The sequence below is a fragment of the Streptomyces sp. SM11 genome, from assembly GCF_002910905.1.
Lineage (GTDB): Bacteria > Actinomycetota > Actinomycetes > Streptomycetales > Streptomycetaceae > Streptomyces.
Genome location: NZ_NEUE01000298.1, coordinates 12972 through 37006, shown reverse-complemented (window position 1 = coordinate 37006; position 24035 = coordinate 12972). Strand labels below are relative to the sequence as shown.

General features: G+C 72.2%; 23 protein-coding genes and 2 pseudogenes. 9 read left to right on the top strand and 16 right to left on the bottom strand.

The genetic code is table 11. From position 1 onward, the window contains the following. Positions 1-37: 37 nt before the first annotated feature. Positions 38-532, bottom strand: coding sequence for a DUF1269 domain-containing protein (locus tag B9S58_RS33325; protein WP_103535632.1), 495 nt, complete (start codon positions 530-532; stop codon positions 38-40). 119 nt (positions 533-651) lie between these two features. On the opposite strand from B9S58_RS33325, the gene B9S58_RS33320 reads away from it, so the two are divergent. Next, positions 652-1767: a chemotaxis protein gene (locus tag B9S58_RS33320; protein WP_103535631.1), complete on the top strand. Its 1116-nt coding sequence runs from the start codon at positions 652-654 to the stop codon at positions 1765-1767. 56 nt (positions 1768-1823) lie between these two features. Here B9S58_RS33320 and B9S58_RS33315 read toward each other — a convergent pair whose 3' ends face one another. From B9S58_RS33315 to B9S58_RS37650, 9 genes and pseudogenes are all read right to left on the bottom strand, one after another. Next, on the bottom strand, positions 1824-2783 hold the full coding sequence (locus B9S58_RS33315; RefSeq protein ID WP_103535630.1) for a D-2-hydroxyacid dehydrogenase family protein: 960 nt from the start codon (positions 2781-2783) through the stop codon (positions 1824-1826). A 130-nt stretch (positions 2784-2913) separates the two neighbouring features. Then, positions 2914-3419: pseudogene (locus B9S58_RS33310) on the bottom strand (phosphoketolase); the annotation flags it as partial. Next, complete coding sequence (locus B9S58_RS33305) at positions 3346-4758, bottom strand: NADP-dependent succinic semialdehyde dehydrogenase (RefSeq protein WP_103535629.1); 1413 nt, start codon at positions 4756-4758, stop codon at positions 3346-3348. The gene B9S58_RS33305 and the pseudogene B9S58_RS33310, both read right to left, overlap by 74 nt. Positions 4759-4918: 160 nt before the next feature. After that, positions 4919-5377 (bottom strand): ATP-binding protein, encoded by a 459-nt coding sequence (locus B9S58_RS33300; protein ID WP_103535628.1) that lies wholly within the window; start codon positions 5375-5377, stop codon positions 4919-4921. 181 nt (positions 5378-5558) lie between these two features. Then, a complete protein-coding gene (locus B9S58_RS33295) occupies positions 5559-7658 on the bottom strand; it encodes a xanthine dehydrogenase family protein molybdopterin-binding subunit (protein WP_103535627.1) in 2100 nt (699 codons plus the stop codon). Between the two features lie 66 nt (positions 7659-7724). Continuing rightward, positions 7725-8726 carry a xanthine dehydrogenase family protein subunit M gene (locus tag B9S58_RS33290; protein ID WP_103535626.1) on the bottom strand — a complete coding sequence of 334 codons (1002 nt, stop codon included), beginning with the start codon at positions 8724-8726 and terminating at the stop codon, positions 7725-7727. Beyond that, positions 8723-9274 (bottom strand): (2Fe-2S)-binding protein, encoded by a 552-nt coding sequence (locus B9S58_RS33285; protein ID WP_103535625.1) that lies wholly within the window; start codon positions 9272-9274, stop codon positions 8723-8725. Before B9S58_RS33285 ends, B9S58_RS33290 begins: the two co-directional genes overlap by 4 nt. 61 nt (positions 9275-9335) lie before the next feature. Next, on the bottom strand, positions 9336-9725 hold the full coding sequence (locus tag B9S58_RS33280) for a hypothetical protein (RefSeq protein WP_103535624.1): 390 nt from the start codon (positions 9723-9725) through the stop codon (positions 9336-9338). Positions 9726-9821: 96 nt separating this feature from the next. Further along, positions 9822-10566, bottom strand: a pseudogene (locus tag B9S58_RS37650) (LLM class flavin-dependent oxidoreductase); the annotation flags it as partial. Positions 10567-10618: 52 nt separating this feature from the next. On the opposite strand from B9S58_RS37650, the gene B9S58_RS33270 reads away from it, so the two are divergent. After that, a complete protein-coding gene (locus B9S58_RS33270) occupies positions 10619-10960 on the top strand; it encodes a DUF6479 family protein (RefSeq protein WP_103535622.1) in 342 nt (113 codons plus the stop codon). A 407-nt stretch (positions 10961-11367) separates the two neighbouring features. After that, positions 11368-12180, top strand: coding sequence for a VOC family protein (locus B9S58_RS33260; RefSeq protein WP_103535620.1), 813 nt, complete (start codon positions 11368-11370; stop codon positions 12178-12180). Positions 12181-12186: 6 nt separating this feature from the next. Here the strand turns inward: B9S58_RS33260 and B9S58_RS33255 are convergent, their stop codons facing one another. Then, the gene (locus tag B9S58_RS33255) at positions 12187-12729 is read right to left on the bottom strand and encodes a DUF6328 family protein (protein WP_103535619.1); all 543 of its coding nucleotides are present in this window, start codon (positions 12727-12729) and stop codon (positions 12187-12189) included. A gap of 207 nt (positions 12730-12936) precedes the next feature. Between B9S58_RS33255 and B9S58_RS33250 the strand changes: the two genes are divergently transcribed. Continuing rightward, a complete protein-coding gene (locus B9S58_RS33250) occupies positions 12937-13317 on the top strand; it encodes a VOC family protein (protein WP_103535618.1) in 381 nt (126 codons plus the stop codon). Positions 13318-13401: 84 nt separating this feature from the next. On the opposite strand, the gene B9S58_RS33245 is transcribed toward B9S58_RS33250, so the two are convergent. Together B9S58_RS33245 and B9S58_RS33240 are read right to left on the bottom strand one after the other, a co-directional pair. Continuing rightward, entirely contained in the window at positions 13402-13899 is a 498-nt protein-coding gene (locus B9S58_RS33245; protein ID WP_103535617.1) for a GNAT family N-acetyltransferase, read from the bottom strand. 28 nt (positions 13900-13927) lie between these two features. Next, positions 13928-14332, bottom strand: coding sequence for a DUF1992 domain-containing protein (locus B9S58_RS33240; protein ID WP_103535616.1), 405 nt, complete (start codon positions 14330-14332; stop codon positions 13928-13930). 219 nt (positions 14333-14551) lie between these two features. On the opposite strand from B9S58_RS33240, the gene B9S58_RS33235 reads away from it, so the two are divergent. Further along, positions 14552-15196, top strand: a complete 645-nt coding sequence (locus B9S58_RS33235) for a hypothetical protein (protein WP_181009542.1) — start codon at positions 14552-14554, stop codon at positions 15194-15196. Here the strand turns inward: B9S58_RS33235 and B9S58_RS33230 are convergent. Then, on the bottom strand, positions 15121-15918 hold the full coding sequence (locus B9S58_RS33230) for a tyrosine-protein phosphatase (RefSeq protein WP_103535615.1): 798 nt from the start codon (positions 15916-15918) through the stop codon (positions 15121-15123). The two genes, B9S58_RS33235 and B9S58_RS33230, sit on opposite strands and share 76 nt — an antisense overlap. 112 nt (positions 15919-16030) lie before the next feature. Next, positions 16031-16585 carry an SHOCT domain-containing protein gene (locus B9S58_RS33225; RefSeq protein WP_103535614.1) on the bottom strand — a complete coding sequence of 185 codons (555 nt, stop codon included), beginning with the start codon at positions 16583-16585 and terminating at the stop codon, positions 16031-16033. Between the two features lie 267 nt (positions 16586-16852). On the opposite strand from B9S58_RS33225, the gene B9S58_RS33220 reads away from it, so the two are divergent. The 3 genes from B9S58_RS33220 to meaB are packed head-to-tail and all read left to right on the top strand — an operon-like array spanning position 16853 to position 21965. Then, positions 16853-18724, top strand: coding sequence for a methylmalonyl-CoA mutase subunit beta (locus B9S58_RS33220; RefSeq protein WP_103535613.1), 1872 nt, complete (start codon positions 16853-16855; stop codon positions 18722-18724). Further along, complete coding sequence (gene scpA, locus B9S58_RS33215) at positions 18724-20949, top strand: methylmalonyl-CoA mutase (protein WP_103535612.1); 2226 nt, start codon at positions 18724-18726, stop codon at positions 20947-20949. The genes B9S58_RS33220 and scpA overlap by 1 nt, the downstream gene beginning before the upstream one ends. An 11-nt stretch (positions 20950-20960) precedes the next feature. Then, positions 20961-21965: a methylmalonyl Co-A mutase-associated GTPase MeaB gene (meaB, locus tag B9S58_RS33210; protein ID WP_103535611.1), complete on the top strand. Its 1005-nt coding sequence runs from the start codon at positions 20961-20963 to the stop codon at positions 21963-21965. A 99-nt stretch (positions 21966-22064) separates the two neighbouring features. Here meaB and B9S58_RS33205 read toward each other — a convergent pair whose 3' ends face one another. Beyond that, a complete protein-coding gene (locus tag B9S58_RS33205) occupies positions 22065-22856 on the bottom strand; it encodes an ABC transporter ATP-binding protein (RefSeq protein WP_103535610.1) in 792 nt (263 codons plus the stop codon). A 147-nt stretch (positions 22857-23003) separates the two neighbouring features. Between B9S58_RS33205 and B9S58_RS33200 the strand changes: the two genes are divergently transcribed. Then, complete coding sequence (locus B9S58_RS33200) at positions 23004-24011, top strand: iron-siderophore ABC transporter substrate-binding protein (protein WP_103535609.1); 1008 nt, start codon at positions 23004-23006, stop codon at positions 24009-24011. Positions 24012-24035: the final 24 nt, after the last annotated feature.

Genomic DNA, 24035 nt, shown 5'->3' with positions numbered 1-24035 from the left:
AGAGTGGATCCGGGTGAGGAAAGGGGGTGTGCGCGGGTCACGCCGTCTCGTCACCGAAGACGTCGCGAAGCTTCGCCTCGCGCGCGGTGTCGAGATTGCTGTGGAGGAGTTCGGCGCCGTCGCCGGGCAGCTGCGCGCCGATCCGCTCAGGCACCTCATTCATGGTCAGCAGGAACAGCGCCGAGGTTCCGGGCGTCACCTTCTCCTTGACCTCGGCGATGAAGTCGTCGTCGATGCCGACGTCCGCGAGCTTCCCGCCGAGCGCCCCGGCGGCCGCCCCGATGGCCGCGCCCAGCAGCGGCATGAGGAAGATCAGGCCGAAGAGCATGCCCCAGAAGGTGCCGCTGAGGGCCCCGGCGCCGACGAGATTGAGCAGCTGTTTCGTGCGCGGCTTGGCCCGGTCGGCGGGCCAGCTCACCACCGCCGCGTCGAGAATCTTGATCAGCCCTTCCTTCTGAAGGGATTTCAGCGCCTCCTCGACACTCTCCGCACCGTCGGCCGTCCGGAACTTCCAGACCGTGAGCGTGGACATCGCGCAACCTCCCGCACTCCAGGAGCAACAACTCGCCCATATTAGGATCAAACGGTATGAATTGACTCGTCGAAGCATCCGCTTCATACGGGAGCGGGTTCGAGCCCTGGGAGGGAACGATGGATACGGACGCCCTGACCGCCGACCTGTTGCGGGAGCTGCGGGCGACCCGGCCCTATCCGGCCCTGTCCCTGACCATGCCGACCCACCGCAAGGCCCCCGACAACGCCCAGGACCCGGTCCGCCTGCGGAACCTGGTGGCCGAGGCCGGACACCGCCTCGACGCCGACCCGCAGGTCAGTCGCGAGGTCCGGGCCGCCCTCCAGGCCCAGCTGGAGCGGGCGGCGGGCGAGGTGGACCCGCGCCGGGCGATGGACTCCCTGGTGCTCCTGGCCACCACCGACGCGTACTGGATCTGGCAGCTTCCGCGCACCGCACCCGAACGGGTGGTGCTCAGCGACACCTTCCTCACCCGCAACCTCGTCGCGGCCAAGGCTCAGACACGCCCGTTCCGGGCGCTGACCGTCGCCGCCGACCACGCCACGCTGTGGCTCGGCACGGGCGACGGCATCCGGCCGGAGGAGGCGGACGGCTTCCCGCTGACCGCGCCGAAGGAGCCGCCCAACCCGCAGCGCGAGGAGCGGATCGGGGACACCCCGAGCACCTTCACCGACGAGGAGACCCGGAACTTCTTCCGTACGGTCGACGAGAAGCTGCGCGCCGTGCTCGCCGCTGATCCGCGGCCGCTCTACCTGATGGGCCTGGCCCCTGCTCTCGCTCTGCTGGACGAGGTCGGGGCGGGCTCCGGGTCCGCCCTCGGCCGGGTCGCCAAGGGAGCGCCGGCCGATCTGCCGCCCGCCGAAGTACTCAGGGAGCTGCGGCCCGCCCTCGACGAGGGGGCGCGCCTGGCGGCAGCGGAGGTGGAGACCCGGCTGGACCACGCCCGGAGCGCGCACTCCTTCGCCGGGGGTCTCGACGAGGTGTGGGCCGCCGTCCGGGAGGGCAGGGCGGGTCTGGTCGCGGTGGAGGAACACTTCCAGGCGGCCGTGCAGGTGACCGACGAGCACCTGGAGCCGGTGCCCGAGGGGCGTACGCAGAGCGCCGACGGCACGGTCCGTGAGGACATCGTCGACGAACTGGTCGAAGCGGCGCTGGACAGCGGCGCCGACGTGGCGTTCGTCGAGGACGGTTCGCTGGCGGACCACGGCCGGATCGCGGCGGCGCTGCGCTACTGACGGGAGCCCCTGACCGGGGTGCCGGGAGGGGCTCCCCCGGGACGCCTGGTCCGCCGTCAGCCCAGGCGGCGGACCGGCTGCCCGTCGAGGAACGCCCTGATGTTCTCCACGGCCTGGCCGTAGTAGGTCTCGTAGTTGGCGCGCGACACATAGCCCAGGTGCGGGGTGGCCAGCAGGCGCGGGGCCGTACGCACCGGGTGGCCGGCCGGGAGCGGCTCGATGTCGAACACATCGGTCGCGGCCCCGGCGATCGCCCCGGCGTTCAACGCGGCGAGCAGGGCGTCCGTGTCGACGATGGCTGCCCTGGAGGTGTTGATCAGGTACGCGGTCGGGCGCATCCGGGCGAGTTCTGCCGCGCCGACCAGGCCCCGGGTCCGCTCGCCGAGCGCCAGGTGCACGGAGACGAAGTCGCTGGTGGCCAGCAGTTCTTCCTTGGAGGCTGCCAGGGCCGCCCCGACCTCGTCGGTACGTTCCTTCGTGAGGTTCTGGCTCCAGGCCAGGACGTCCATGCCGAACGCCAGGCCCACCCGCGCCACCCGGGCGCCGATCTTCCCCAGCCCCAGCAGACCGAGCCGCCGGCCGTGCAGATCGGCACCGAGGGTGGACTGCCAGGGCCCGCCCGTGCGCAGGGCCTCCGCCTCGGGGACGATCCCGCGCGCCAGGCCCAGCAGCAGCGCCCAGGTGAGCTCGACGGGCGGGGTGGAGGAGCTGGCGGTGCCGCAGACCACGACGCCGTGCCGCTGCGCGGCGTCGAAGTCGATGACGGAGTTGCGCATGCCGGAGGCGATCAGCAGCCGCAGGCGGGGCAGCCGGGCGAACAGCTCAGCCGGGAAGGGCGTCCTCTCGCGCAGGGTCACCACGATGTCGAAGCCTGCCAGGGCGGCGGCCGCTTCGTCCTCGGTGGCGAGGTGCTCGCTGAACGACACGACCTCGACGTCGGCGGTGAGGGGCGACCAGTCGACGACGGTGGCGGCCACGGACTGGAAGTCATCGACCACGGCACAGCGCAGCTTCATGGCGGCCTCTCCGGTGGGTCTCGGGTCACCGCCCATGATCGCGCATCGGCCGGTCCGGGGGCAGGGGGGGTGGGCAGTGGCCGGTGGACGACACCGTCAGCCGCCGCACTTCCGGTCCACGGCCTACGGCAGGTGACGAGAACTGTTCGAAGAGCCGTCCCGTGCCGTGGACGTCCCGTCCGGCGTCCGGACAGGTCTCGGTGTAGCTGCCCTCCAGCCAGGAGTTGGCGAGACGGCGGGTCCGCCGTGGCCGGGGCCCCAGACGCACAGGGCGCTCAGGTCGCGGGCCCTGATCACCCGGTTGAGGTGGGTGTGGACGAGGTCGAGGCCCGGCGAGGCGCCCCAGTGGCCGAGCAGCCGGGGCTTGATGTCCGCGGGGTCGAGCGGCCGGGTCAGCAGGGGGTTGTCCATCAGCTGGATCTGGCCGACGCCGAGGTGGTCGGCCGCGCGCCGGTGGGCGTCGAGCGCGGCGAGCTCCTCGTCGGAGGGAGCGGAGGAGGTACGGGTTGCGCTCCCGGGGCAGGTCTCCTCGTCGGGTGACGGCGTACGGGCGGCACCGTTTTCAGGACGCCTCGGGGCCGTACCAGAGCGTGGTGGCGTTGCAGAACTCGCGGATGCCGTGGCCGGCGAGCTCACGGCCGTAACCGGAGCGCTTGATCCCGCCGAAGGGCAGCGCGGGGTGCGAGGCGGTCATGCCGTTGAAGAAGACCCCGCCGGCCTCCAGGTCGCGGGCGCAGCGTTCCTGTTCGCCCGGGTCGCGGGTCCAGACGTTGGAGCTGAGGCCGAAGGGGGTGTCGTTGGCCAGGTGGATCGCCTCGTCGAGGTCGGCGATCCGGTAGAGGGTGGCGACCGGCCCGAACGTCTCCTCGCGGTGGACGCGCATGGCGGAGGTGATGCCTGCGAGCACGGTGGGCTCGTAGAACCAGCCGTTCTCCAGGCCGCCGCCGAGCTTGTCGGGGCGGCGGCCGCCGCACAGCGCCTCCGCGCCCCGTTCGACGGCGTCGTCGACGAGTTCCTCCAGGTCGGTACGGCCCTGTTCGGTGGAGAGGGGACCGATGTCGGTGGCCTCCTCCAGCGGGTCGCCGACGGTCAGGGCGCGCATGCCCGCGGTGAAGTGCTCGGCGAACGTGTCGTAGACGTCGGCGTGCACGATGAAGCGCTTGGCGGCGATGCAGGACTGGCCGTTGTTCTGGACGCGTGCGGTGACGGCGGTGGCCGCGGCCTTCTCCACGTCCGCCGAGGGCAGGACGAGGTAGGGATCGCTGCCGCCGAGTTCCAGCACCGTCTTCTTCACCTCGTCACCGGCGGTGGCGGCGACGGAGCGCCCCGCCGGTTCGCTGCCGGTGAGGGTGGCCGCGACGACGCGTGGGTCGCGCAGGACCGCCTCGACGGCGCCCGAGCCGATCAGCAGCGTGCGGAAGCAGCCCGCCGGAAATCCCGCGCGGTGGAAGAGGTCCTCCAGGTAGAGGGCGGTCTGCGGGACGTTCGACGCGTGCTTGAGGAGACCGACGTTGCCCGCCATCAGCGCGGGGGCGGCGAAGCGCACCACCTGCCAGAGCGGGAAGTTCCACGGCATCACGGCGAGGACCACGCCGAGCGGACGGTAGCGGACCAGCGCGCGGGAGGCGCCGGAGTCCTTCACGTCGTCGGGGTCCGGGTGTTCGTCGGCGATCAGGCCCTCGGCGTGGGCGGCGTACCAGCGCATCGCCTTCGCGCACTTGGCCGCCTCCACGCGGGCCGCCGTGACGGGCTTGCCCATCTCGACGGTCATCGTACGGGCGATGGTGTCGCGGTCCTCGTCGAGGAGGTCGGCGGCCCGGTTCAGCCAGGCCGCGCGTTGCTCGAACGGGGTGGTGCGGTACTGGCGGAAGGTCTCCGCGGCGGCGGTGATCCTGCGTTCGGTCTCCTCCTCGTCGAGGGCGTCGAAAGACCTGATCAGTTCGCCGTTCGCGGGGTTGACCGTCGCGATGGGCATGGCAGTGGCCTCCTTGCATCGGTACTCCGACCGTGCCGCGCCGCACCGGTCCGCGCAACGCGGCCCTCCCCTCCCCGCACGTACCCGGCCGACGCGGATCATGCGTGCCGGAGGGGCACGTTCCGCGTCGGCCGGGTGTGCGGGCCGCCTTTCGGGGCGGTTACACGAGCACCGCGAGGGGGGTGCGGCGGGCGGTGCGGACGCCGGGCAGCGGGGCGTACGGGAGCAGTCCCGCGGGCCGCAGCGCCTCGGCGTAGCGGGTGAACCAGACCACTTTGCCGTCGGTGGTCCGGCAGGTGCCCCAGCTGTCGCTCAGGGCCATGACCCGGCTCAGCCCGCCGCCGGCCGGCAGCAGCCTGGGCATCCGGGCACTGTCGTCCGCGACGGAAACGGTCACGTGCCGTCCGGTCCAGCGGAGTTCGAGGACGCAGCTGTTGCCGTCGCCGACATGCCGGTGGACGTTGGTCAGAAGCTCGTCCAGGGCCCGGCACACCGGCCGGACGTGCAGGTCGAGACTCCAGTGACGAAGATGTGCGGCGACGATCCGCCGCAGCTGGGGAACGCGCTCTGCCGACACCTGCAGTTCGACCGAGTAGTGCCGGTCGAGTGGAACGGTCATCGTCGAGGCTCCTCACCACGAGGCCCACGTGCTTCACCCCGTCGTACTTCACCCCGTCGTACGAACGAACCCCGAACACGAAGCGTGAGCTCTGATCACTTCTGGGTCACTCATCAGGGTGCGCCGAGTACGCCGGACGTGCAACAGGTGGGCCGTCCGTGCTGGTGAGGGCGGTGTCCGGTCAGAGCAGGTAGGGCAGCAAGGTGTCCGGGGTGAGGGGCAGTTCACGCAGCCGGGCGCCAGTGGCGTGGCGGACCGCGTTCCCGATGGCGGCGGCGGTGCCGACGATCCCGATCTCGCCGATGCCCTTGGAGCCCATCGGATTGAGGTGGCGGTCGTCCTCCTCGATCCAGTGCGCCTGGATGTCGGCCGTGTCCGCGCAGACGGGCACGTGGTACGAGGCGAGGTCCTTGGCGGTGAAGTCGCCGAAGGCCGGGTCGAGGCCACAGCCCTCGGTGAGGGCCATGCCGATGCCCATCACCATGCCACCGGTGAACTGGGAGCGTGCGGTGCGCGCGTTGAGGATCCGCCCGGCGGCGTACACGCCGAGCAGCCGGCGGACGCGCACCTCGCCGGTGACGGCGTCGACGGCCGTCTCGGCGAAGTGGGCGCCGAAGGCGTGCCGGGCGTACGGGGACTCCTCGCCGGTCTCCTGCTCGGTGTCGGCGGTGGTGGTGATTCCGCCGGCGGGCAGCGGTCCGGTGTGCTCGGCGAGGCGGGCGGCCAGGTCGGCGGCGGCCTTGTGCACGGCCCAGCCCCAGGAGGCGGTGCCGGAGGAGCCGCCGGCCAGCGGGGCGGTGGGCAGGTCGGTGCTGCCGATGTCGACGTGTACGGCCGCGGGGGCGACGCCGAGCGCGTCGGCGGCGATCTGGGCCAGCACGGTGCGGGCCCCGGTGCCGATGTCGGTGGCGTTGACCGCGATGCGCAGGGCGCCGTCCGGTGCGGCGTGGGCGCTCGCGGTGGACCGGGAGACGAGCACGGGGTACGTCGCGGAGGCCACGCCCGTACCGATGAGCCGGCGCCCTTCCTGGCGGGCGGCGGGCCGGGGGTCGCGGTCGTGCCAGCCGAACCGCGCCGCACCGTCGCGCAGACAGGCGGCGAGGCCTCGGCTGCTGAAGGGGCGGCCGCTGTCTGGTTCGGTCTCCGGTTCGTTGCGCAGCCGCAGCTCCACGGGGTCCAGGCCGAGCGCGGAGGCCAGCTCGTCCATGGCGGACTCCAGGGCGTACATCCCCGAGGCCTCCCCCGGGGCGCGCATCCAGGAAGGGCTCGGGACGTCGAGGGCGGCCACCCGGTGCGTGGTCCGGCTGTGCGGCGAGGCGTACATGGTGCGGGTGGGCACGGCGGCCTGCTCGACGAACTCCTTCACGGTGGAGGTCTGGGTGACGGCCTCGTGGCTGACCGCGGTGAGCACCCCGTCCAGGTCCGCGCCGAGCCGGACCCGCTGGATGGTGGGGGCCCGGTGGCCGACGACCTCCGCCAGCTGGGCCCGGGGGAACACCAGTTTCACCGGCCGCCCGGTGTGCCGGGCGGCCATCGCGGCCAGGACCGCCTGGGGGCGGGTGGTGCCCTTCGAGCCGAAGCCGCCGCCGACGTGCTCGGAGACCACGGTGATCCGGTCCGGATCCAGGCCGAGCGCCTGGGCGAGGCTGTCGCGCACCTTGGTGGAGCCCTGGCTGGAGTCGTGGACGGTGAGGTGTCCGTCGGCCCACACGGCGGTGGCGCCGTGCGGCTCCATGGGGTGGTTGTGCAGCGCGCCCATCCGGTACGTCGCGTCGACCTGGACGCTCGCCCCGGCCAGGGCGCGTTCCACGTCGCCGCGCACCCGGACGGCGGGGAAGCCGCCGTTGGCCTCCTCGGGCGTGTAGAGGCCGGGGTGGTCGTCGGTGAGGGTGACGTCGTGCGCGTCCCGTTCGTACTCGACGTGGAGTTCCCCGGCTCCCGTCCGGGCCGCTTCCAGGGACTCCGCGATCACGAGGGCGATCGGCCAGCCGTGGTGCGGGACCCGGTCGTCCTGGAGCACGGCGAGGATCGGGTCGTCGGGCTCCTGGAGTCCGGGCGCGTTGTCGTGGGTGAGGACGGAATGGACGCCGGGTACGGCGAGGGCGTCGACGGCCCGTACGGCGGTGACACGTCCGGCCGCGACGGTGGCCGGGACGGTCCAGGCGTACAGACAGCCGGCCGGCACGCGGTCGGCCGCGTAGCGGGCGGTGCCGGTGACCTTGTCCCGGGCCTCTCTGCGGACGACGGGCGCACCGGGGAACTGCGGGGCTCGGGTGGTCATGGCGGTGGGTCCTCGGGGGTCGGTGGTGCTGGCGGGCGCGGGGCGGGTTCAGCCGGTCCGGGCGGTTCAGCCGGTCCGGGCGGGTTGCCGGGCGGTGAGTTCGCCGAGCACGTCGACGGCTAGCCGGCGGGCGAGGTCCACCTTGAACGCGTTGTCGCGCAGCGGCTGGGCCTCGGCCAGTTCGGCGATCAGGGCGTGCTGGAATACGGCGGGCGTGGCGGGGGCGCCGCGCAGCTCTGCCTCGGCCCTGCGGGCGCGCCACGGCCGGTGGGCGACACCACCGAACGCGAGCGTGGCGTGCTCGACGCGGCCGGCGTCCACCCGGAGCGTGGCGGCGACGGAGACCAGCGCGAAGGCGAACGAGGCGCGGTCGCGGGCCTTGCGGTAGCGGGAGGCCGTCCCGGGCACCGGCGGCGGAAGCACCACTTCGGTGATCAGCTCGCCGGGTCTGATCACGGTGTCCTGGTCGGGGTTCTCCCCCGGCAGGCGGTGGAATTCGGTGACGGGGACGATCCGTTCGCCCTCGGGCCCCAGGAGCACCACGGTCGCGTCGAGCGCGGCGAGGGCCACGGCCATGTCGGACGGGTTGGTGGCCACGCACTCCGGCGAGTGCCCGAGGATCGCGAGGTCGCGGTGGGTCCCTTCGCGGGCGGGGCAGCCGGACCCGGGGAGTCTCTTGTTGCAGGGTTTGGAGACGTCCTGGAAGTAGCGGCACCGGGTGCGCTGGAGCAGGTTGCCGCCGGTGGTGGCGGTGTTGCGGAGCTGGCCGGAGGCCCCGGCCAGCAGCGCCCGGGACAGCGCGGGGTAGCTCTCCGTCACGTCGGGGTGGGCGGCGAGGTCGCTGTTGCGCACGGTGGCGCCGATGCTCAGGCCGCCGTCGGCCGTCCGGGTCACCCGGTCCAGCGGCAGCCCGGCGACGTCGATGAGGACCCGGGGCGTCTCCACACCGAGCTTCATCAGGTCCACGAGATTGGTGCCGCCGCCCAGGAAGCGGGCGCCGGATCCGGCCGCGCAGAGCCGGACGGCCTCGTCGGTGGAGGCGGGGCGCACATAACCGAACGGCTTCACTCGATCACGTCCTCGATGGCTTCGACGATCCGGGGGTAGGCCCCGCACCGGCACAGGTTGCCGCTCATCCGTTCCCGGATCTCGTCGGCGTCGAGCACGACGGGGCTGTCCGGTTCGGTGGCGTGCGAGGGATGGCCGTCGGCGGCCTCGCGGAGCATGCCCACGGCCGAGCAGATCTGGCCCGGGGTGCAGAAGCCGCACTGGAGGGCGTCCCGCTCGACGAACGCCCGCTGTACCGGGTGCAGGCTCTCGCCGTCGGCGAGCCCTTCCACGGTCGTGATCGTAGCGCCGTTCTGGGCGACGGCGAGCAGCAGACAGCTGTTGACCCGCCGCCCGTCGACGAGGACCGTGCAGGCTCCGCACTGGCCGTGGTCGCAGCCCTTCTTGGCCCCGGTGAGGCCGAAGCTCTCCCGCAGCGTCTCCAGGACCGTGGTGCGGTGGTCGACGGTCAGCGTCGTCGCCTCGCCGTTGACGTACAGCGTCACGGCGGAGTGCGCGTCGACGACCGGTTCCGGTTCGAGGTCCGCTCCGAGAGCGAGGGAGTCCATGCGTGCGCCTTTCGCTTCGCCGCGGGGCGGGGTCACCCCGCTCGTGTTCTCGTCCGGGCCGTCAGCGGCTCTCAAGCCGCAGCCTGACCTCCTGCTCCTGGTCCCCGGCGGCCGTACCGACGACGCTCACCGCGAAGGCGCCGGTGAGGTGGGTCCGTAGCCGGTCGACGGCCCAGTAGCCGCCCTGGGCGTCCACCGTGACCGGTGCGGTGAGGCGGGCGGGGGCGGCGTCGGCCCTCGGTTCGGATACGTCGACGGTGGTGACCCAGACGGTCGGGCGGGGGCCGGCGGCCGGCGTGGGGGTCTCGCCCATCGGGTGGTCCGAGGCGAAGGCGGTGGCGAGCACGTCGAACACGGTCCGCGCGTCCTGGGTGTCGCAGCGGCTGAGCGAGACCACCACCTCCCGGCCCGCCGGGTGGTCCTCGCCGTTCTGTTCGGGGGTGCTGTTCACCGTGGTTCCTTCCGCTGGGTGCCGGCCTTCGGGACCACTCCAGGCTGACCCCGTATCCGGCCGACGGCGACACGGGAAGCGCCCGATGGGGGGCTGGAGCTCCCGGAGGGCGGGCAGGAGGGCTGTTCCGGCCCACGCGATGAAGGAGCGCTGATGTTCCCCGCCCGCCTGGACCGGGGCGATCTCGGTGAAGCCCGCGTCGGTGCAGGCGTGGACCGTGTCGACGAACTGCCGACGTCCTGCCCGCACGGGATCGCGGCGGCGACGCCCCCGGGCCGGACATGGTCGGTGGCCTGGGCGAAGGTGGCCGGGCCCCGGTCGAAGGCCTCCGGCAGAGAGCTCTCGGCCCCGGTCGCGATCACCAGGGGGGCCGGCCCTCCAGCAGCGGCCGGATGATCCGCACGGATTCTTCCAGCGTCTCCAGCCGTACGGGGACGGCCGGACGGCCACCGCCGACGACGTGCTCGTCGAGGTTCTCGCCGGAACCGAGGCCGAGCCGGAAGCGGCCCTCGGCGAGGATCTGGACCGTCGCCGCCTTCCGGGCGACGACGGTGGGGTGGTGGCGGACGGTCGGGCAGTTCACGTACGTCGTCAGGCCGATGCGCGAATGCGCGAGGTGACCTGCGCCCGCGGCGCCCGGCACCGCCCAGGCGTAGGGGGCGTGCCCCTGTTCCGCCGGCCGGGGGACGCGGTGGTCGGTGGTGACCGAGAAGCCGAACCCGCCCTCTTCCGCCGCCACCCCGTCGCCGACGAGCTCACACGGTCCGGTCCGCTCGGCCATCATCGTGTAGCCGTTTCGCACCGTGCGAAACGCGTTTCCCCTGAGATACCCATAAAACATGAATTGATGTGAATGCCTGACTGATGACCTCTTCCTGGGGTATGCGGGTTATATGGATGTTCTGAATGCAGTCAATGCCGTCGAGGCGTCCGCCGAGGTACCGCTCGCGGACGGCGCAGGGGCCCTCGGGGTCTTCCTCGGTGTCGCGGCGCTGGCGGTCGTCGCCCTGCTGATCGGTGGCTTCATCCTCAGCAAGCGCAAGCACGACGCCGAGCCGCCGCCGCCGCGGCCCGATGAGCAGCCGGAGAAGCCCGAGCGGCGCACCCACGTCGAGCGGCACGACCCGCATTCCTCCGACCAGTTCCCCGAGGACGGCCACGCCCTGTCGCCGTACGAGCTGAAGGACCACGGCAACGGGCCGCTGCCGCCCGACGAGGAGCGGCCGAGCAGCTGACCGCCCCGCTCCGTCGGCCCCTCCGCTCAGGAGGTCGTGATGGCTGGCTAGGCCGCCGACCGACGTACCGACTCACGGTCCCCCGCCCTGTCGGCGGAGGCCGCCCACTCGGTCGCCGACAGCCTTGACGAGGTCTTCCTCCCCGCCGCACTCCGGCGGGGATGATCGTCCTCGGCGTCGCCCCGGCATCGACAGCGAGCGGATCGAGGAGGTCCCGATACGCATCAGGGAGGCGATGGCCGACCGGTGGCCGCAGGCCGACCGGATCTTCCTCCACATCACGAACGCCCCGTCGCGCGCAGGTCTGTGACCCGGGCCCGCGTTGCGGGACCGGGCGGGCCGGTCGAGGCTGGTTGCTGGACCGCAGCGGCCGGGCAGGACGCCGCTCCCCGAGGAAGGCAGGACCCATGACCGGAAGTGACCCCCGTACGGCATCGTCGACGGCACCGCTGACGGGGTCGGCCGCACCGTGCTGGGTCACCCTCATGACCCGGAACCTGGAGACCGCCGAGCGGTTCTACACACAGGTCCTGAGCTGGTCGTTCCGCCCCGGACGGCTCGGGTCCGACTACGCCGTGGCCTACCGCGACGAGGTTCCGGTGGCCGGTGTCTTCGCCGTCTCGTCGGCATACCAGGTCGCGGTGGCCTGGACACCGTACTTCGCGGTGGAGGACGCGGACGTGGCCGCCTCCCGCATCCGCGAGCGCAGCGGGACCGTGGCGGTGGGCCCGCTGGCGCTCGGCAAGGGACGCGGGGTGCTGGCGTCGGGCCGGGACGGGGAGTTCTTCGGCCTCTGGGAGCGCACCGAAGCCTCCGCCTCACCGCCGGCCCCGGCCGATCACGCACACGCCTGGCTGCGGCTACGGACCCGGAACGCCTTCGACGCGGCAATCTTCTACGGCGAGGTACTCGACTGGGCGAGCGGGCGGCCGGGATGCTGCGATGTGGCGTACGAGGGCGACGAGGTCATCGTGCGGTGCGAGGGACATCCGCTGGCCCGGATCAGCTCCGGCGCCGTGGAGAGTGCGGTCGACCCGGTGGTGCGCCCGCACTGGCAGGTCCAGTTCCCGGTGACGGACCTCACGGCGACGGTCTCCGCGGCCGGACGGCACGGCGGCGCCCTCGTCGAGGAGCGCACCGGCTTCGGGGGCACCGAGGTCACGCTGCGGGATCCGGACGGCGCGATGTTCGCGGTGACCGATGTGCGCAGCCCGGCCTGACCGGTTCTAAGGCTTGTCGTCCCTCCCCCGGGCGGGCGGCTCCTCCTCGCCGCCCCCGCCCGCCTCCTCGCGCCGGACGGAACGTCCTCGGGCCAGGGCCCACACCGGGAAGACGAACCAGCAGGCCAGGAACCACAGGGCCATCGCGCCGACCAGCCACAGAGCCAGCTGGCTGTGCAGGGCGACGCGCAGGATCAGCAGGAGCGCCGAGCACATCGTGCAGAAGAGCAGCACCAGGCCGAGAACGGTCATCCTGGACGCCCAGATGACCGTCTCGGGCTTCATCCGGCGGCCGGTGAGGATCCGGTGGTACGACACGGGTCCGACGAGCGCCGCCGCGGTCGCCGAGCCCAGCATGACGGTGACGACGTAGATGGTCCGGTCGGTGTCCCCCAGGTCCTCGAACCGCGACTGGAAGACCACCGCGAGCAGGAAGCCGAAGAGGATCTGCACCCCGGTCTGTGCGACGCGCAGCTCCTGGAGAAGTTCGGCCCACTGCCGGTCCGCCCGCTCCTCCTGGGTCTCCTGACGGCCTCTGCTGGGTGTCACGTGGCCTCCCTTCCTCCTGGAGAGCCCCCGGGCGGGGGTGCCGGCGTGCCGATGGCCGGATCTCACGGGCTCCCCGCCGTAACGGTCGTAACACCGTGGACCGGTGCGCACGGCCCGCCTATGATCACCGCAGGGCGTCGCGCGTCGGTCACCGGCCGGGTGAGGCGTGGAGGCAGCCCGTGAGATGCCCGTTGGAGGCATTCCACCGTGCCAGTCGAGTTGAACCACACCATCGTCCATTGCCGGGACAACCGCGAGTCCGCCGAATTTCTGGCGGATCTGCTGGGCCTGACGGTCGGAGAGGAGTGGGGGCCGTTCATTCCGGTCGTTCTCGCGAACAGCGTCACGCTGGATTTCGCGACGGTTCCCGCCGCTTCGATCACCCCGCAGCACTACGCCTTCCTCATCTCGGAGGCGGAGTTCGACACCGCGTTCGCGAAGATCCAGGAGCTGGAGATCGACTTCTACGCCGATCCCCATCAGAAGCTTCCCGGCGAGATCAACCACAACGACGGCGGTCGGGGCGTGTACTTCCCCGATCCGAGCGGTCATGGTCTGGAGCTGATCACCCGCCCGTACGGCGGCTGATCACCACCGGCAGCACCCCGCCCCTGCCCCGGGGCCCGGCCGCGCACCGCGGCCGGGCTCCGGTCGTGCCCGGCACAGCACGCCTCAGCCGGTGCGGAGCAGCAACTCGGGGCGGTCCCACATCACGGCCGGCGGGTTGGCCCGGACGGTGCCGACGGGTTCGGCGCCGATGCTCCGGTAGAAGCCCTCGGCGGGCGGGTGGGAAACAATCCGGACGCCCGTGAGGCCGGCGCTCCGGGCCTCCTCGCGCAGATGGGAGATGAGCAGTCGGCCGATGCCGCGCCCCTGGGCGGAGTCGGCGACGAACATCAGGTCCAGTTCCGGCGGGTCGAGGAGCAGTGCGTAGAAACCGAGGATCTGGCCCGTACCGCCGTCCGCGGCGACGAAGACCCGGTGCGTCCCGATGTAGTCCGGCCCGACCCGGTAGCCCTCGACCATCGGTGCGTACGGGCCCTCGTAGGCGCGTGATGTGCGGACCAGCCGGGTGAGACGGCCGGCGTCGCGCGCCGCGGCCCGGCGGACCACCACGTCGACGCGCCGTGCGGCGGGCCCGCGCCGCCGCCCTGCACTCTCCGGTTCCATACGGCGATTATGCGGCACGCCGGCAGCTTCAGGCCGGGCGGCGTTCCTCGCGCCAGCGACGTACGGTCCCGTCCACGTCGAAGGGCTTCAGCTGCAGCGGCGGGCCCTCGGGAGGCATCCGGATCGCCCGCTCGATCTTCTCGTTCACCTCGGTCAGGATGCGCCGCACCTCGGCCTCGGTACGGGCCGCGGAGACCGCGCCGGGGACGTCTTCCGCCTCCTTGCGCAGGGCCAGCGCGGGCGGCAGCATCGACACGCCCTCCCGCTGCATCTTCTGCTTGATCCACCAGGCCTCGTCGTACGGGCGTTCCAGGCCGGCGATCGGCTTGCCGAAGCCCGGGAGCGCGGAGAAGTCGCCGCGCTGTTCCGCCTCGTGGATCTGCCGGTCGACCCAGGATTCGAAACTCACTCCCGGTGGTTTGCGTTCCGTCATCGCGTGCCCCTCCGACCTGTCCGCCGATCCGACTCCTTCACCCTACCCAGAGCGTCGCGCGAAGCCTTCCGCCGCAGCGCGGCTGCCTCGAACGGGGAGCCGAGAGTACACGAACTCGTTTACCCCGACCGGCGATTACCGCCGGGCCCGGACCGAAAGGGGTTGACCGCTGCGACAGCAGAGCCACGTACCGGCCGATGAACGTCGGGGGCGGCAGCCATGACAACAGCGGTCATCATCGCCGTGGCCGCCGTGGCGGCCATCGCCGCGTACTTCCCGCTTCGTGGACGCCTCGCCGGCGGCCGGGGACTGCGCAGCCGCTTCGGACCGGAGTACGAGCGCGTGGTCGCCCGGCACGGCGGTGGCACCACGGCGGCCGAGCAGGAGCTCGGCGGTCGGGTGAAGCGGCACGGGCACCTGGATGAGCACCCGCTGACCGAGGGGGCCCACGCGGGCTGCGCCACCCACTGGGCGAGCTCCCAGGAACTGCTCGTCGAATCGCCGGAGTCGAATCGCCGGAGCGGACGCTCACCGAAGCCGACGCGCTGCAGGCCGAATCTGTCGCGCGAGCGCGGCTTCCCGGCCGGCGAGGACTTCGAGGACCGTACGGACTCGCTCTCCGTCCACCACGCCGCGCCCGTCGACGGCTACCGCCGGGTGCACACCGCGCGACGCGGGAACGCGGGAACACGAGCACCGAGGATCTGCGGATCGCTCTCCAGCGCTACCGCGACCTCACGGAACGCCTCGTACGCCTGTAGCGGGCCCCTTGCCGCGTTTCCGTCGCTTCAGCCGCGGATGACCAGGCCGTCGCGCAGCCGCTCCAGTGCGGCGTCGGGCACACGCAACCCGTTGCGCACATAGCCGTCGAGGCCGCCCCAGCGCTCGTCCATGGCGTCGAGCGCCACGTCCAGGTAGCGGGGGCGGACCTCGATGATCGCCGCGGCGATCGCGGGGTCTCCCCCGCCGTCGAGGAACTTCGCCACGTGCGGGGCGAATGCGGCCCGCACAGCGGGATTGACCGCGAGGAAGTCCGACCGCACCGTCGCGCGGGCCGCTCCCAGGATCATCAGCAGTACGGCTGCCGCCCAGCCGGTACGGTCCTTGCCGGCCGTGCAGTGGAAGAGCACCGGGCGCGCACCGGGGTCGGCCGCCGTCTCCAGGAAGGCGCGGTAGGCGGCCGCCGCGCCGGGCGAGAGGACCATCTTCCGGTAGGTCTCGGCGAACAGTTCCTCGGCCCGGCCGCCCCCCAGCGTCCGCTCCGCCTCGACCGGGTCGTTGAGCAGGGACCGCAGCCGGGCGGGCGCCACGCCCGGGTGGTCGCCCAGTACATCGGCGACGAAGAGCCTCGCCCGGTCCGGCAGCCGGTCCGGGGCCCACTGGCGCTCGTCGGCGGTGCGCAGGTCCACGACGGTCCGGATGCCGAGTGCGGACACGGCCCGGTCGCTCTCCGGGGTGAGCTCGCTCAGCTGACCCGAGCGGAACAGGACGCCCTGCCGCACCCGGCGGTCACGGCCCAGGGCGATGCCGCCCAGGTCGCGCAGATTGACAACGGTGGTGGCCGGAACGGTCCGGGCGGTCTGCACGATGAACTGCCTCTTTCCCCGATGAATTCCACATATAAGGATCAACGTCGCATGCGGCAAGGAAAGCACCACGGGAGGACGCCGTGCGGCACCCCGGGACGCGGGCCGGACATCAGTCCGACAGGAGTTTCGTCTTCTGCTCCACGAACTCGGCGTCGGTGAGGACGTCCCGCTTCCACAGTTCGGCGAGCCGCTCCAGCCGGGTGATGATGTCGTCCCCCGCGGCATCTTCCCCACCGGACCCACCGGACCCACCGGACCCACCGGGCCCACCGTCCCCGCCGGCGCCGAGGCGCTCGTGCGCGACGAAGGTGCCGCCCGCCTCGCGGGCCGTACGGGCGAGCCGGGTGGTCCACAGGTCTTCCCGGACGACGATCGCCACGACATCGCCCGACGGCACGCTCCCGTCGAGCCGGTCGACGTCCTCCGCGCCCAGTACCGCCGCCGCCCCGCCCTCCGCCGCATCCGCGGGAACCGCTCCCCCGGGGTCCAGCTCCCGCAGCTCCACGGAGGCGAGCACGCCACCCTCGGACCGACGGACGAATGCCAGGTCACCGGCGCGTACGGCTCCGGACGACACGGCGCCGGCGAGAGCGGGGGCGACCGACCCGGTGAAGCGACTGCCGGGGAAAGCGATGACGAGGTACTCCACAGGTCCGACGGCCACGGTCGCGTCCTCTCCGTATCCCGGCGGCCGCAGGGGCGCCGGGGTGGATACGGCATTCCAGGTATGGCATAAGAGATCAGGAAACTTCACACATAATATGCATCACTGTCCCGATTCACCCCGATGTCGAGGACTGCCGTGTTGCCATGGTCCGTCCCTCACGCCGGTTACGCGACTGTATGTAAAGGATCAAGTACATCTCCGAGAGGGCAAGGTCACAGCAGGTGCCCCTGCTGCTGGTTCGGCGCACTGGCCTAGCATCTGAGCATGACGGTCCAGCCTGCTGACGGGCTCTCTCCGGCCGCCGCGTTCCCCGACCCCTCCCATGACCAGTGGCAGAGCCTCGTCGAAGGCGTTCTGCGCAAGTCGGGCAAGGAAGTCTCGGGCTCGGCCGCCGAGGAAGCGCTGTCCACCACACTGGAGGACGGGCTCACCACCCGCCCCCTCTACACCGCGCACGACGAGTCGCCGGACACCGGTTTCCCCGGCTTCGCCCCCTTCACCCGGGGCAGCAGGGCCGGAGGGAACGCGGCCGGCGGCTGGGACGTGCGACAACGCCACGCCCTGCGCGACCCCGCCCGGCTGAACGAGGCGGTGCTCGGCGATCTGGAGAACGGGGTCACCTCGCTCTGGCTCACGGTGGGCGGTCCGGCGGGCGTCCCCGTCGACGGGCTCGCCCGGGCGCTGGACGGCGTGTATCTCGACCTCGCGCCCATCGCCCTCGACGCCCCGGCCGACCTGGACGCCGCGGCGACGGAGCTGCTGCGGCTGTACGAGGAGCGCGGCGTCGCCAGGAGCCAGGCGCACGGCACGCTGGGCGCCGACCCGCTCGGCCACCAGGCCCGGACGGGCGTCGGTGCGGACCTCGGCGCCGCCGTGCGCTGGGCTCAGCGGTGCGACGCGGAGTACCCGGGGCTGCGGGCCGTCGCCGTGGACGCGCTGCCCTACCACGAGGCGGGCGGTTCGGCCGCCGAGGAGCTGGGGCTCTCCCTGGCGACCGGCGTCGCCTACCTGCGGGCCCTGACCGGTGCCGGGATGAGCGTGGAGGCGGCCTGCGGGCAGCTGGAGTTCCGTTACGCGGCCACCGCCGACCAGTTCCTGACCATCGCCAAGCTGCGCGCGGCGCGTCGGCTCTGGGCGCGGGTCGCCGAGGCCTCCGGTGCTCCCGCCGCCGGGGCCCAGCGGCAGCACGCCGTCACCTCGCCGGTGATGATGACGCGCCGCGACCCGTGGGTGAACATGCTGCGCACCACGCTGGCCACGCTCGGTGCGGGCGTCGGCGGCGCGGACTCCGTGACCGTGCTGCCGTTCGATCACGCGCTGGGCCTGCCGGACGCGTTCGCTCGGCGTATCGCCCGTAACACCTCGACGATCCTCATGGAGGAGTCGCACCTGGCGCGGGTCATCGACCCGGCGGGCGGCTCCTGGTATGTGGAGCGGCTGACGGACGAACTCGCCGCGGCCGCCTGGGCGTTCTTCCAGGAGACCGAACGGGCGGGCGGGCTGCCCGCCGCCCTGCGCTCCGGGCTGGTCGCGGAGCGGCTCACCGCCACCTGGGCGGCGCGCAGTGCGAAGCTGGCCCACCGCAAGGAGCCGATCACCGGGGTCAGCGAGTTCCCGCTGCCCGGCGAGCGTCCGGTGGAGCGCGAGCCCGCGGCCGACGCGTACGCCGGGGCTCCGGGCGGTCTGCCCCGGGTCCGTCGCGACGAGGCGTTCGAGGCGCTGCGCGCCCGGTCGGACGCGCACCTCGCGGCGACCGGGAGCCGCCCGAAGGTGTTCATCGCCGCGCTCGGCCCCGCCGCCGCGCACACCGCGCGGGTCTCGTTCGCCGTCAACCTCTTCGGGGCGGGCGGGATCGAGGCGGTGCACGGTCCGGTGCCGGAGGCCATCGAGGGCGGGGCCACGGCTGCCGACGCGCTGACCGCTTCCGGGGCGACGGTCGCCGCCCTGTGCTCGTCGGACGCGCTGTACGCCGAGCAGGCGGAGCGGGTGGCCGGTGCGCTGAAGTCGGCGGGGGCCGCGCAGGTGTTCCTCGCCGGCCGGCCCGGCGAGTACGCCGGTGTCGACAGCTACATCTTCGCGGGCTGCGACGCGGTCGCCGTTCTCACCTCCGTACTCGACCGCATGGGAGTGGCGTGATGCCGACACCGCCCACGGAACAGAAACCCTCCGTTCCCGACTTCTCCGACGTGCCGCTCACGTCCACCGCACCGCCCGCCGGTTCCGCCGGTGAGTGGCGGGCGGCGGTGACCAAGGCGGCCGACGGCGCCGAGGCCCCGCGCTGGGAGACGCCCGAGGGCATCACGGTCAAGCCGCTCTACACCGGCGAGGACCTGGAGGGCCTGGACGCGCTGCACTCGTACCCGGGCATCGCCCCGTATCTGCGCGGGCCCTACCCGACGATGTACGTCAACCAGCCCTGGACGATCCGTCAGTACGCCGGGTTCTCCACGGCCGAGGAGTCCAACGCCTTCTACCGGCGCAACCTCGCGGCCGGGCAGAAGGGCCTCTCCGTCGCCTTCGACCTGCCGACCCACCGGGGGTACGACAGCGACCACCCCCGGGTGACCGGCGACGTCGGCATGGCCGGTGTGGCGATCGACTCGATCTACGACATGCGCCAGCTGTTCGACGGCATTCCGCTGGACCGGATGTCGGTGTCGATGACGATGAACGGCGCGGTGCTCCCCGTGCTGGCGCTGTACATCGTGGCCGCCGAGGAACAGGGCGTACCGCCCGAGAAGCTGGCCGGGACCATTCAGAACGACATTCTGAAGGAGTTCATGGTCCGCAACACCTACATCTATCCGCCGACCCCCTCGATGCGGATCATCTCCGACATCTTCGCGTTCACCTCGCAGAAGATGCCGCGCTACAACTCGATCTCGATCTCCGGGTATCACATCCAGGAGGCCGGGGCGACGGCCGATCTGGAGCTGGCGTACACGCTGGCCGACGGCGTGGAGTACCTGCGCGCAGGTCAGGAAGCCGGGCTGGACGTCGACGCGTTCGCGCCCCGGCTGTCGTTCTTCTGGGCGATCGGCATGAACTTCTTCATGGAGGTCGCGAAGCTGCGGGCGGCCCGGCTCCTGTGGGCGCGGCTGGTCAAGCAGTTCGACCCGAAGAATCCCAAGTCGCTGTCCCTGCGCACCCATTCGCAGACATCGGGCTGGTCGCTGACCGCGCAGGACGTGTTCAACAACGTGACGCGTACGTGTGTGGAGGCGATGGCCGCGACGCAGGGGCACACCCAGTCGCTGCACACCAACGCGCTGGACGAGGCGCTGGCGCTGCCCACCGACTTCTCGGCGCGGATCGCCCGTAACACGCAGCTCCTGCTCCAGCAGGAGTCCGGTACCTGCCGGGTCATCGACCCGTGGGGCGGCAGCGCGTACGTGGAGAAGCTGACGCGGGACCTGGCGGACCGGGCCTGGCAGCACATCGAGGAGGTCGAGGCGGCCGGCGGCATGGCGAAGGCCATCGACGCGGGCATCCCCAAGCTCCGGGTGGAGGAGGCCGCCGCGCGCACGCAGGCGCGGATCGACTCCGGGCGGCAGCCGGTGATCGGGGTGAACAAGTACCGGGTGGAGACCGACGAGAAGATCGATGTGCTCAAGGTCGACAACTCCTCGGTGCGCACCCAGCAGATCGAGAAGCTGCGCCGGCTGCGCGAGGAGCGCGACGAGACGGCGTGCCAGGAGGCGCTGCGGGCGCTGACGGCCGCGGCCGAGCGCGACCCGGGCCCGGGACTGGAGGGCAATCTGCTGGCGCTGGCGGTCGACGCGGCGCGGGCGATGGCCACGGTCGGGGAGATCTCGGACGCGCTGGAGAAGGTGTACGGGCGGCACGCCGGGCAGATCCGTACGATCTCCGGTGTGTACCGCAAAGAGGCAGGGGACTCCCCTTCGGTGGACCGCACCCGCGCGCTGGTCGAGGCGTTCGAGGAGGCGGAGGGCCGTCGTCCGCGCATCCTGGTCGCCAAGATGGGGCAGGACGGCCACGACCGGGGCCAGAAGGTGATCGCCACGGCCTTCGCCGACCTGGGCTTCGACGTGGACGTCGGCCCGCTGTTCCAGACGCCGGGCGAGGTGGCGCGACAGGCCGTCGAGGCCGACGTGCACATCGTGGGCGTCTCCTCGCTGGCGGCGGGGCACCTGACCCTGGTGCCCGCGCTGCGCGAGGAGCTGGCCGCCGAGGGGCGCGAGGACATCATGATCGTGGTGGGCGGGGTGATTCCGCCGCAGGACATCGAGGCCCTGCACGAGGCGGGCGCCGCCTCGGTCTTCCCGCCGGGGACGGTGATCCCGGACGCGGCCCACGACCTCGTGACGCGGCTCGGCGCCGCGCTCGGCCACGAGCTGTGAGCCGCTGACGGATGGCCGCGAAGATCGACATCGATGGTTATGTGCGGGGAGTACTCGACGGGAAGCGGGCGTTCGTGGCGCGCGCGATCACGCTCGTCGAGTCGACCAGGGCCGAACACCGGGTGTTGGCCCAGCAGTTGCTGAGCCGGCTGCTGCCGCACGCGGGGGCGGCCCGGCGGATCGGGATCAGCGGGGTGCCGGGCGTGGGCAAGTCCACGTTCATCGACGCGCTCGGCACGATGCTCACGGGGCTCGGGCACCGCGTGGCGGTGCTGGCGGTCGACCCGTCCTCCACCCGTACGGGCGGATCCATCCTGGGCGACAAGACCCGGATGGAGCGCCTCGCGGTGGACCCGGCCGCCTTCGTCCGCCCCTCCCCCACGGCGGGGACGCTCGGCGGGGTGGCCAAGGCGACCCGGGAGTCCATCGTGGTGATGGAGGCGGCGGGGTACGACGTGGTGCTGGTGGAGACGGTGGGCGTCGGGCAGTCGGAGACGGCGGTGGCCAACATGGTCGACACGTTCCTGCTGCTGACCCTGGCCCGTACCGGCGACCAGCTGCAAGGCATCAAGAAGGGCGTCCTGGAGCTGGCGGACGCCATCGCGGTGAACAAGGCCGACGGCCCGCACGAACGCGACGCCCGCTCGGCGGCCCGCGAACTGGCGGGTGCGCTCAGGCTCATGCATCCGGCGGACGCGGCCTGGACACCCCCCGTACTCACGTGCAGCGCGCGCGAGTCGCTCGGCCTCGACACGCTCTGGGAGCGACTGGAGCAGCACCGTACGGTCCTGGAGTCGACGGGCCGGCTGGCGGCCAAGCGGCGGGACCAGCAGGTGGACTGGACGTGGACGATGGTCCGCGACGAGCTGCTGGACAGTCTGCACAGCCACCCGGCGGTGCGGAAGCTCGCACCGGAGCTCGAACAGCGGGTCCGGGAGGGCACGTTGACGGCGACGCTGGCCGCCGAGAGGATCCTCGGCGTGTTCCGTGGAGGCAGTACGGGAGAGTCCGCCTGAACGTGTCGGCACATGCGGCGGATACGGACCGAGGGCCCCCGGACGGAGGGGCCCCTCGGCGTTCTCGGGCGCCTGCGGACCGGCGCGGGTGGCGGTGCCTCAGACGCCGACGGCGGGCGTGCGCACGGTCGGCACGACGACGGGCGCTCCGTCCGAGGTCGCGGTGAGGATCTCCGCCTCGATGCCGTAGAGCTCCTGGACCAGTGCGGCGTCCACGGTCTCGCGGGGCGGCCCGGAGGCGATGATCCGCCCGTCGCGCATGGCGACCAGGGTGTCGGCGTACCGCGCGGCGGCGGCGAGGTCGTGGACGACCATGACGATGGTGCGGCCCTGCGCGGCGACTTCGCGGACCAGGTCCAGGACCTCCACGGCGTGACCGATGTCGAGGGCACTGGTGGGTTCGTCCAGCAGGACGACGGGGGTCTCCTGGGCGAGGGCCATGGCAAGCCAGCAGCGCTGCCGCTGGCCGCCGGAGAGCTGGTCGATGCGGCGGCCGGCCAGAGCCGCGGTGCCGGTGGCCTCCAGGGCGCGGGTGACGGCCTCCTCGTCCTCCTGCGACCACTGACGGAACAGCCCCTGGTGCGGGTGGCGTCCGTACCGTACGAGTCCGGCCACGGTGACCGCCTCGGGGGCCTGCGGGGCCTGGGGCAGCAGGGCGACGCGGTGGGCGGCGTCGCGCTGGCGCAGCTGCCAGATGTCGGCGTCGCCGACGAACACCGTGCCGGAGCGCGGCTGGTGGAGGCGGGCCATGGAACGCAGGAGAGTCGATTTACCGCAGCCGTTGGGGCCGACGATCGCCACGACCTGTCCGGAGTGGACCGTGAGGTCGACCTGATCCACGGCGGTTTGGCCGGTGTATCCAGCGGTGAGCTGTTCGACACGGATTTCCACGAGGACCGGCCTTTCGGAAGGACATGGGCATCACCTTGCCCGATGCCGCTAAAGTAAGGCTAACCTTAGCTCGCACGCCAGCTGATGACCGCACCCGTGTGGCTACGGCTGTCACCGTTTCACGTCCCGTTGAACCCGGAGTCCTTGATGATCCTGCACCGCCGCCCCGCCCGCACCGCCACCCGGAGAGCGGCGCGAGCCGTCGCCACGCTCGGGGCCGCCGCCCTCCTCCTGACGGCCTGCGGCACGGACTCCGACTCGGGCAAGCCCTCCGGGGACAAGGCGGGCAAGGCGGACACCGCCTCCTCCGCGACCCGCACGGTCAAGGACGCCACCGGAAAGGCCGTGGAGATACCGGCGGAGCCCAAGCGCATCGTCACCCTGACCCAGGAGGACCTGGACGCGGTGCTGGCGCTGGACATCAAGCCGGTCGGCATCACCAACGGGCAGGGCCTGGACAAGCCCCCGGCCTACCTCGCCGACAAGGTCGAGGGCATCGACATCGTGGGCAACCTTCTGCAGCCGGTCATGGACAAGGTCGTCGCCGCGAAGCCCGACCTGATCCTCGCCGGCGACATGCAGGACGAGCAGGTGCTCAAGCAGCTCCGCGAGATCACCCCGGCCACGCTGGTGACGATGGCGCCGGCCGACGACTGGAAGCTGTTCTTCCGCGGGATCGGCAACGCCGTCAACAAGCTCGACGACGCCAACAAGTTCATCACCGGTCACGAGGCCGCCGCCAAGGCCGCCGGGGAGAAGCTCGGTGCGAACAAGGGCGCCGAGGTCTCGATCGTCCGATGGAACCCGGACGGGCCGAGCTGGATGGAGAACAAGCAGTTCGCCAGTGGCGTCGCCCTGGAGATGGGGCTGAAGCGGCCCAAGTCCCAGAACAAGGACGGCAACGCCCACACACCGTCGCTGAGCCTGGAGAAGATCAATGAGATCGACGGCGACTGGCTGTTCCTGTCGACGCTGACCTCGGACGGCGAGAAGGCGCTCAAGGACGTCCGGTCCAAGCCCGCCTACAAGGAGCTGGGCGCCGTCAAGAACGGCCACACGGTGACCGTCGACGGCTCGGTGTGGTCCACGCGCGGCGGCCCGCTCGCGGCCGACGTCGTCCTGGACGACTACATCAAGGCGCTCTCGGCCAAGTGACCCTCGGGTGACCTTCACGGCGTG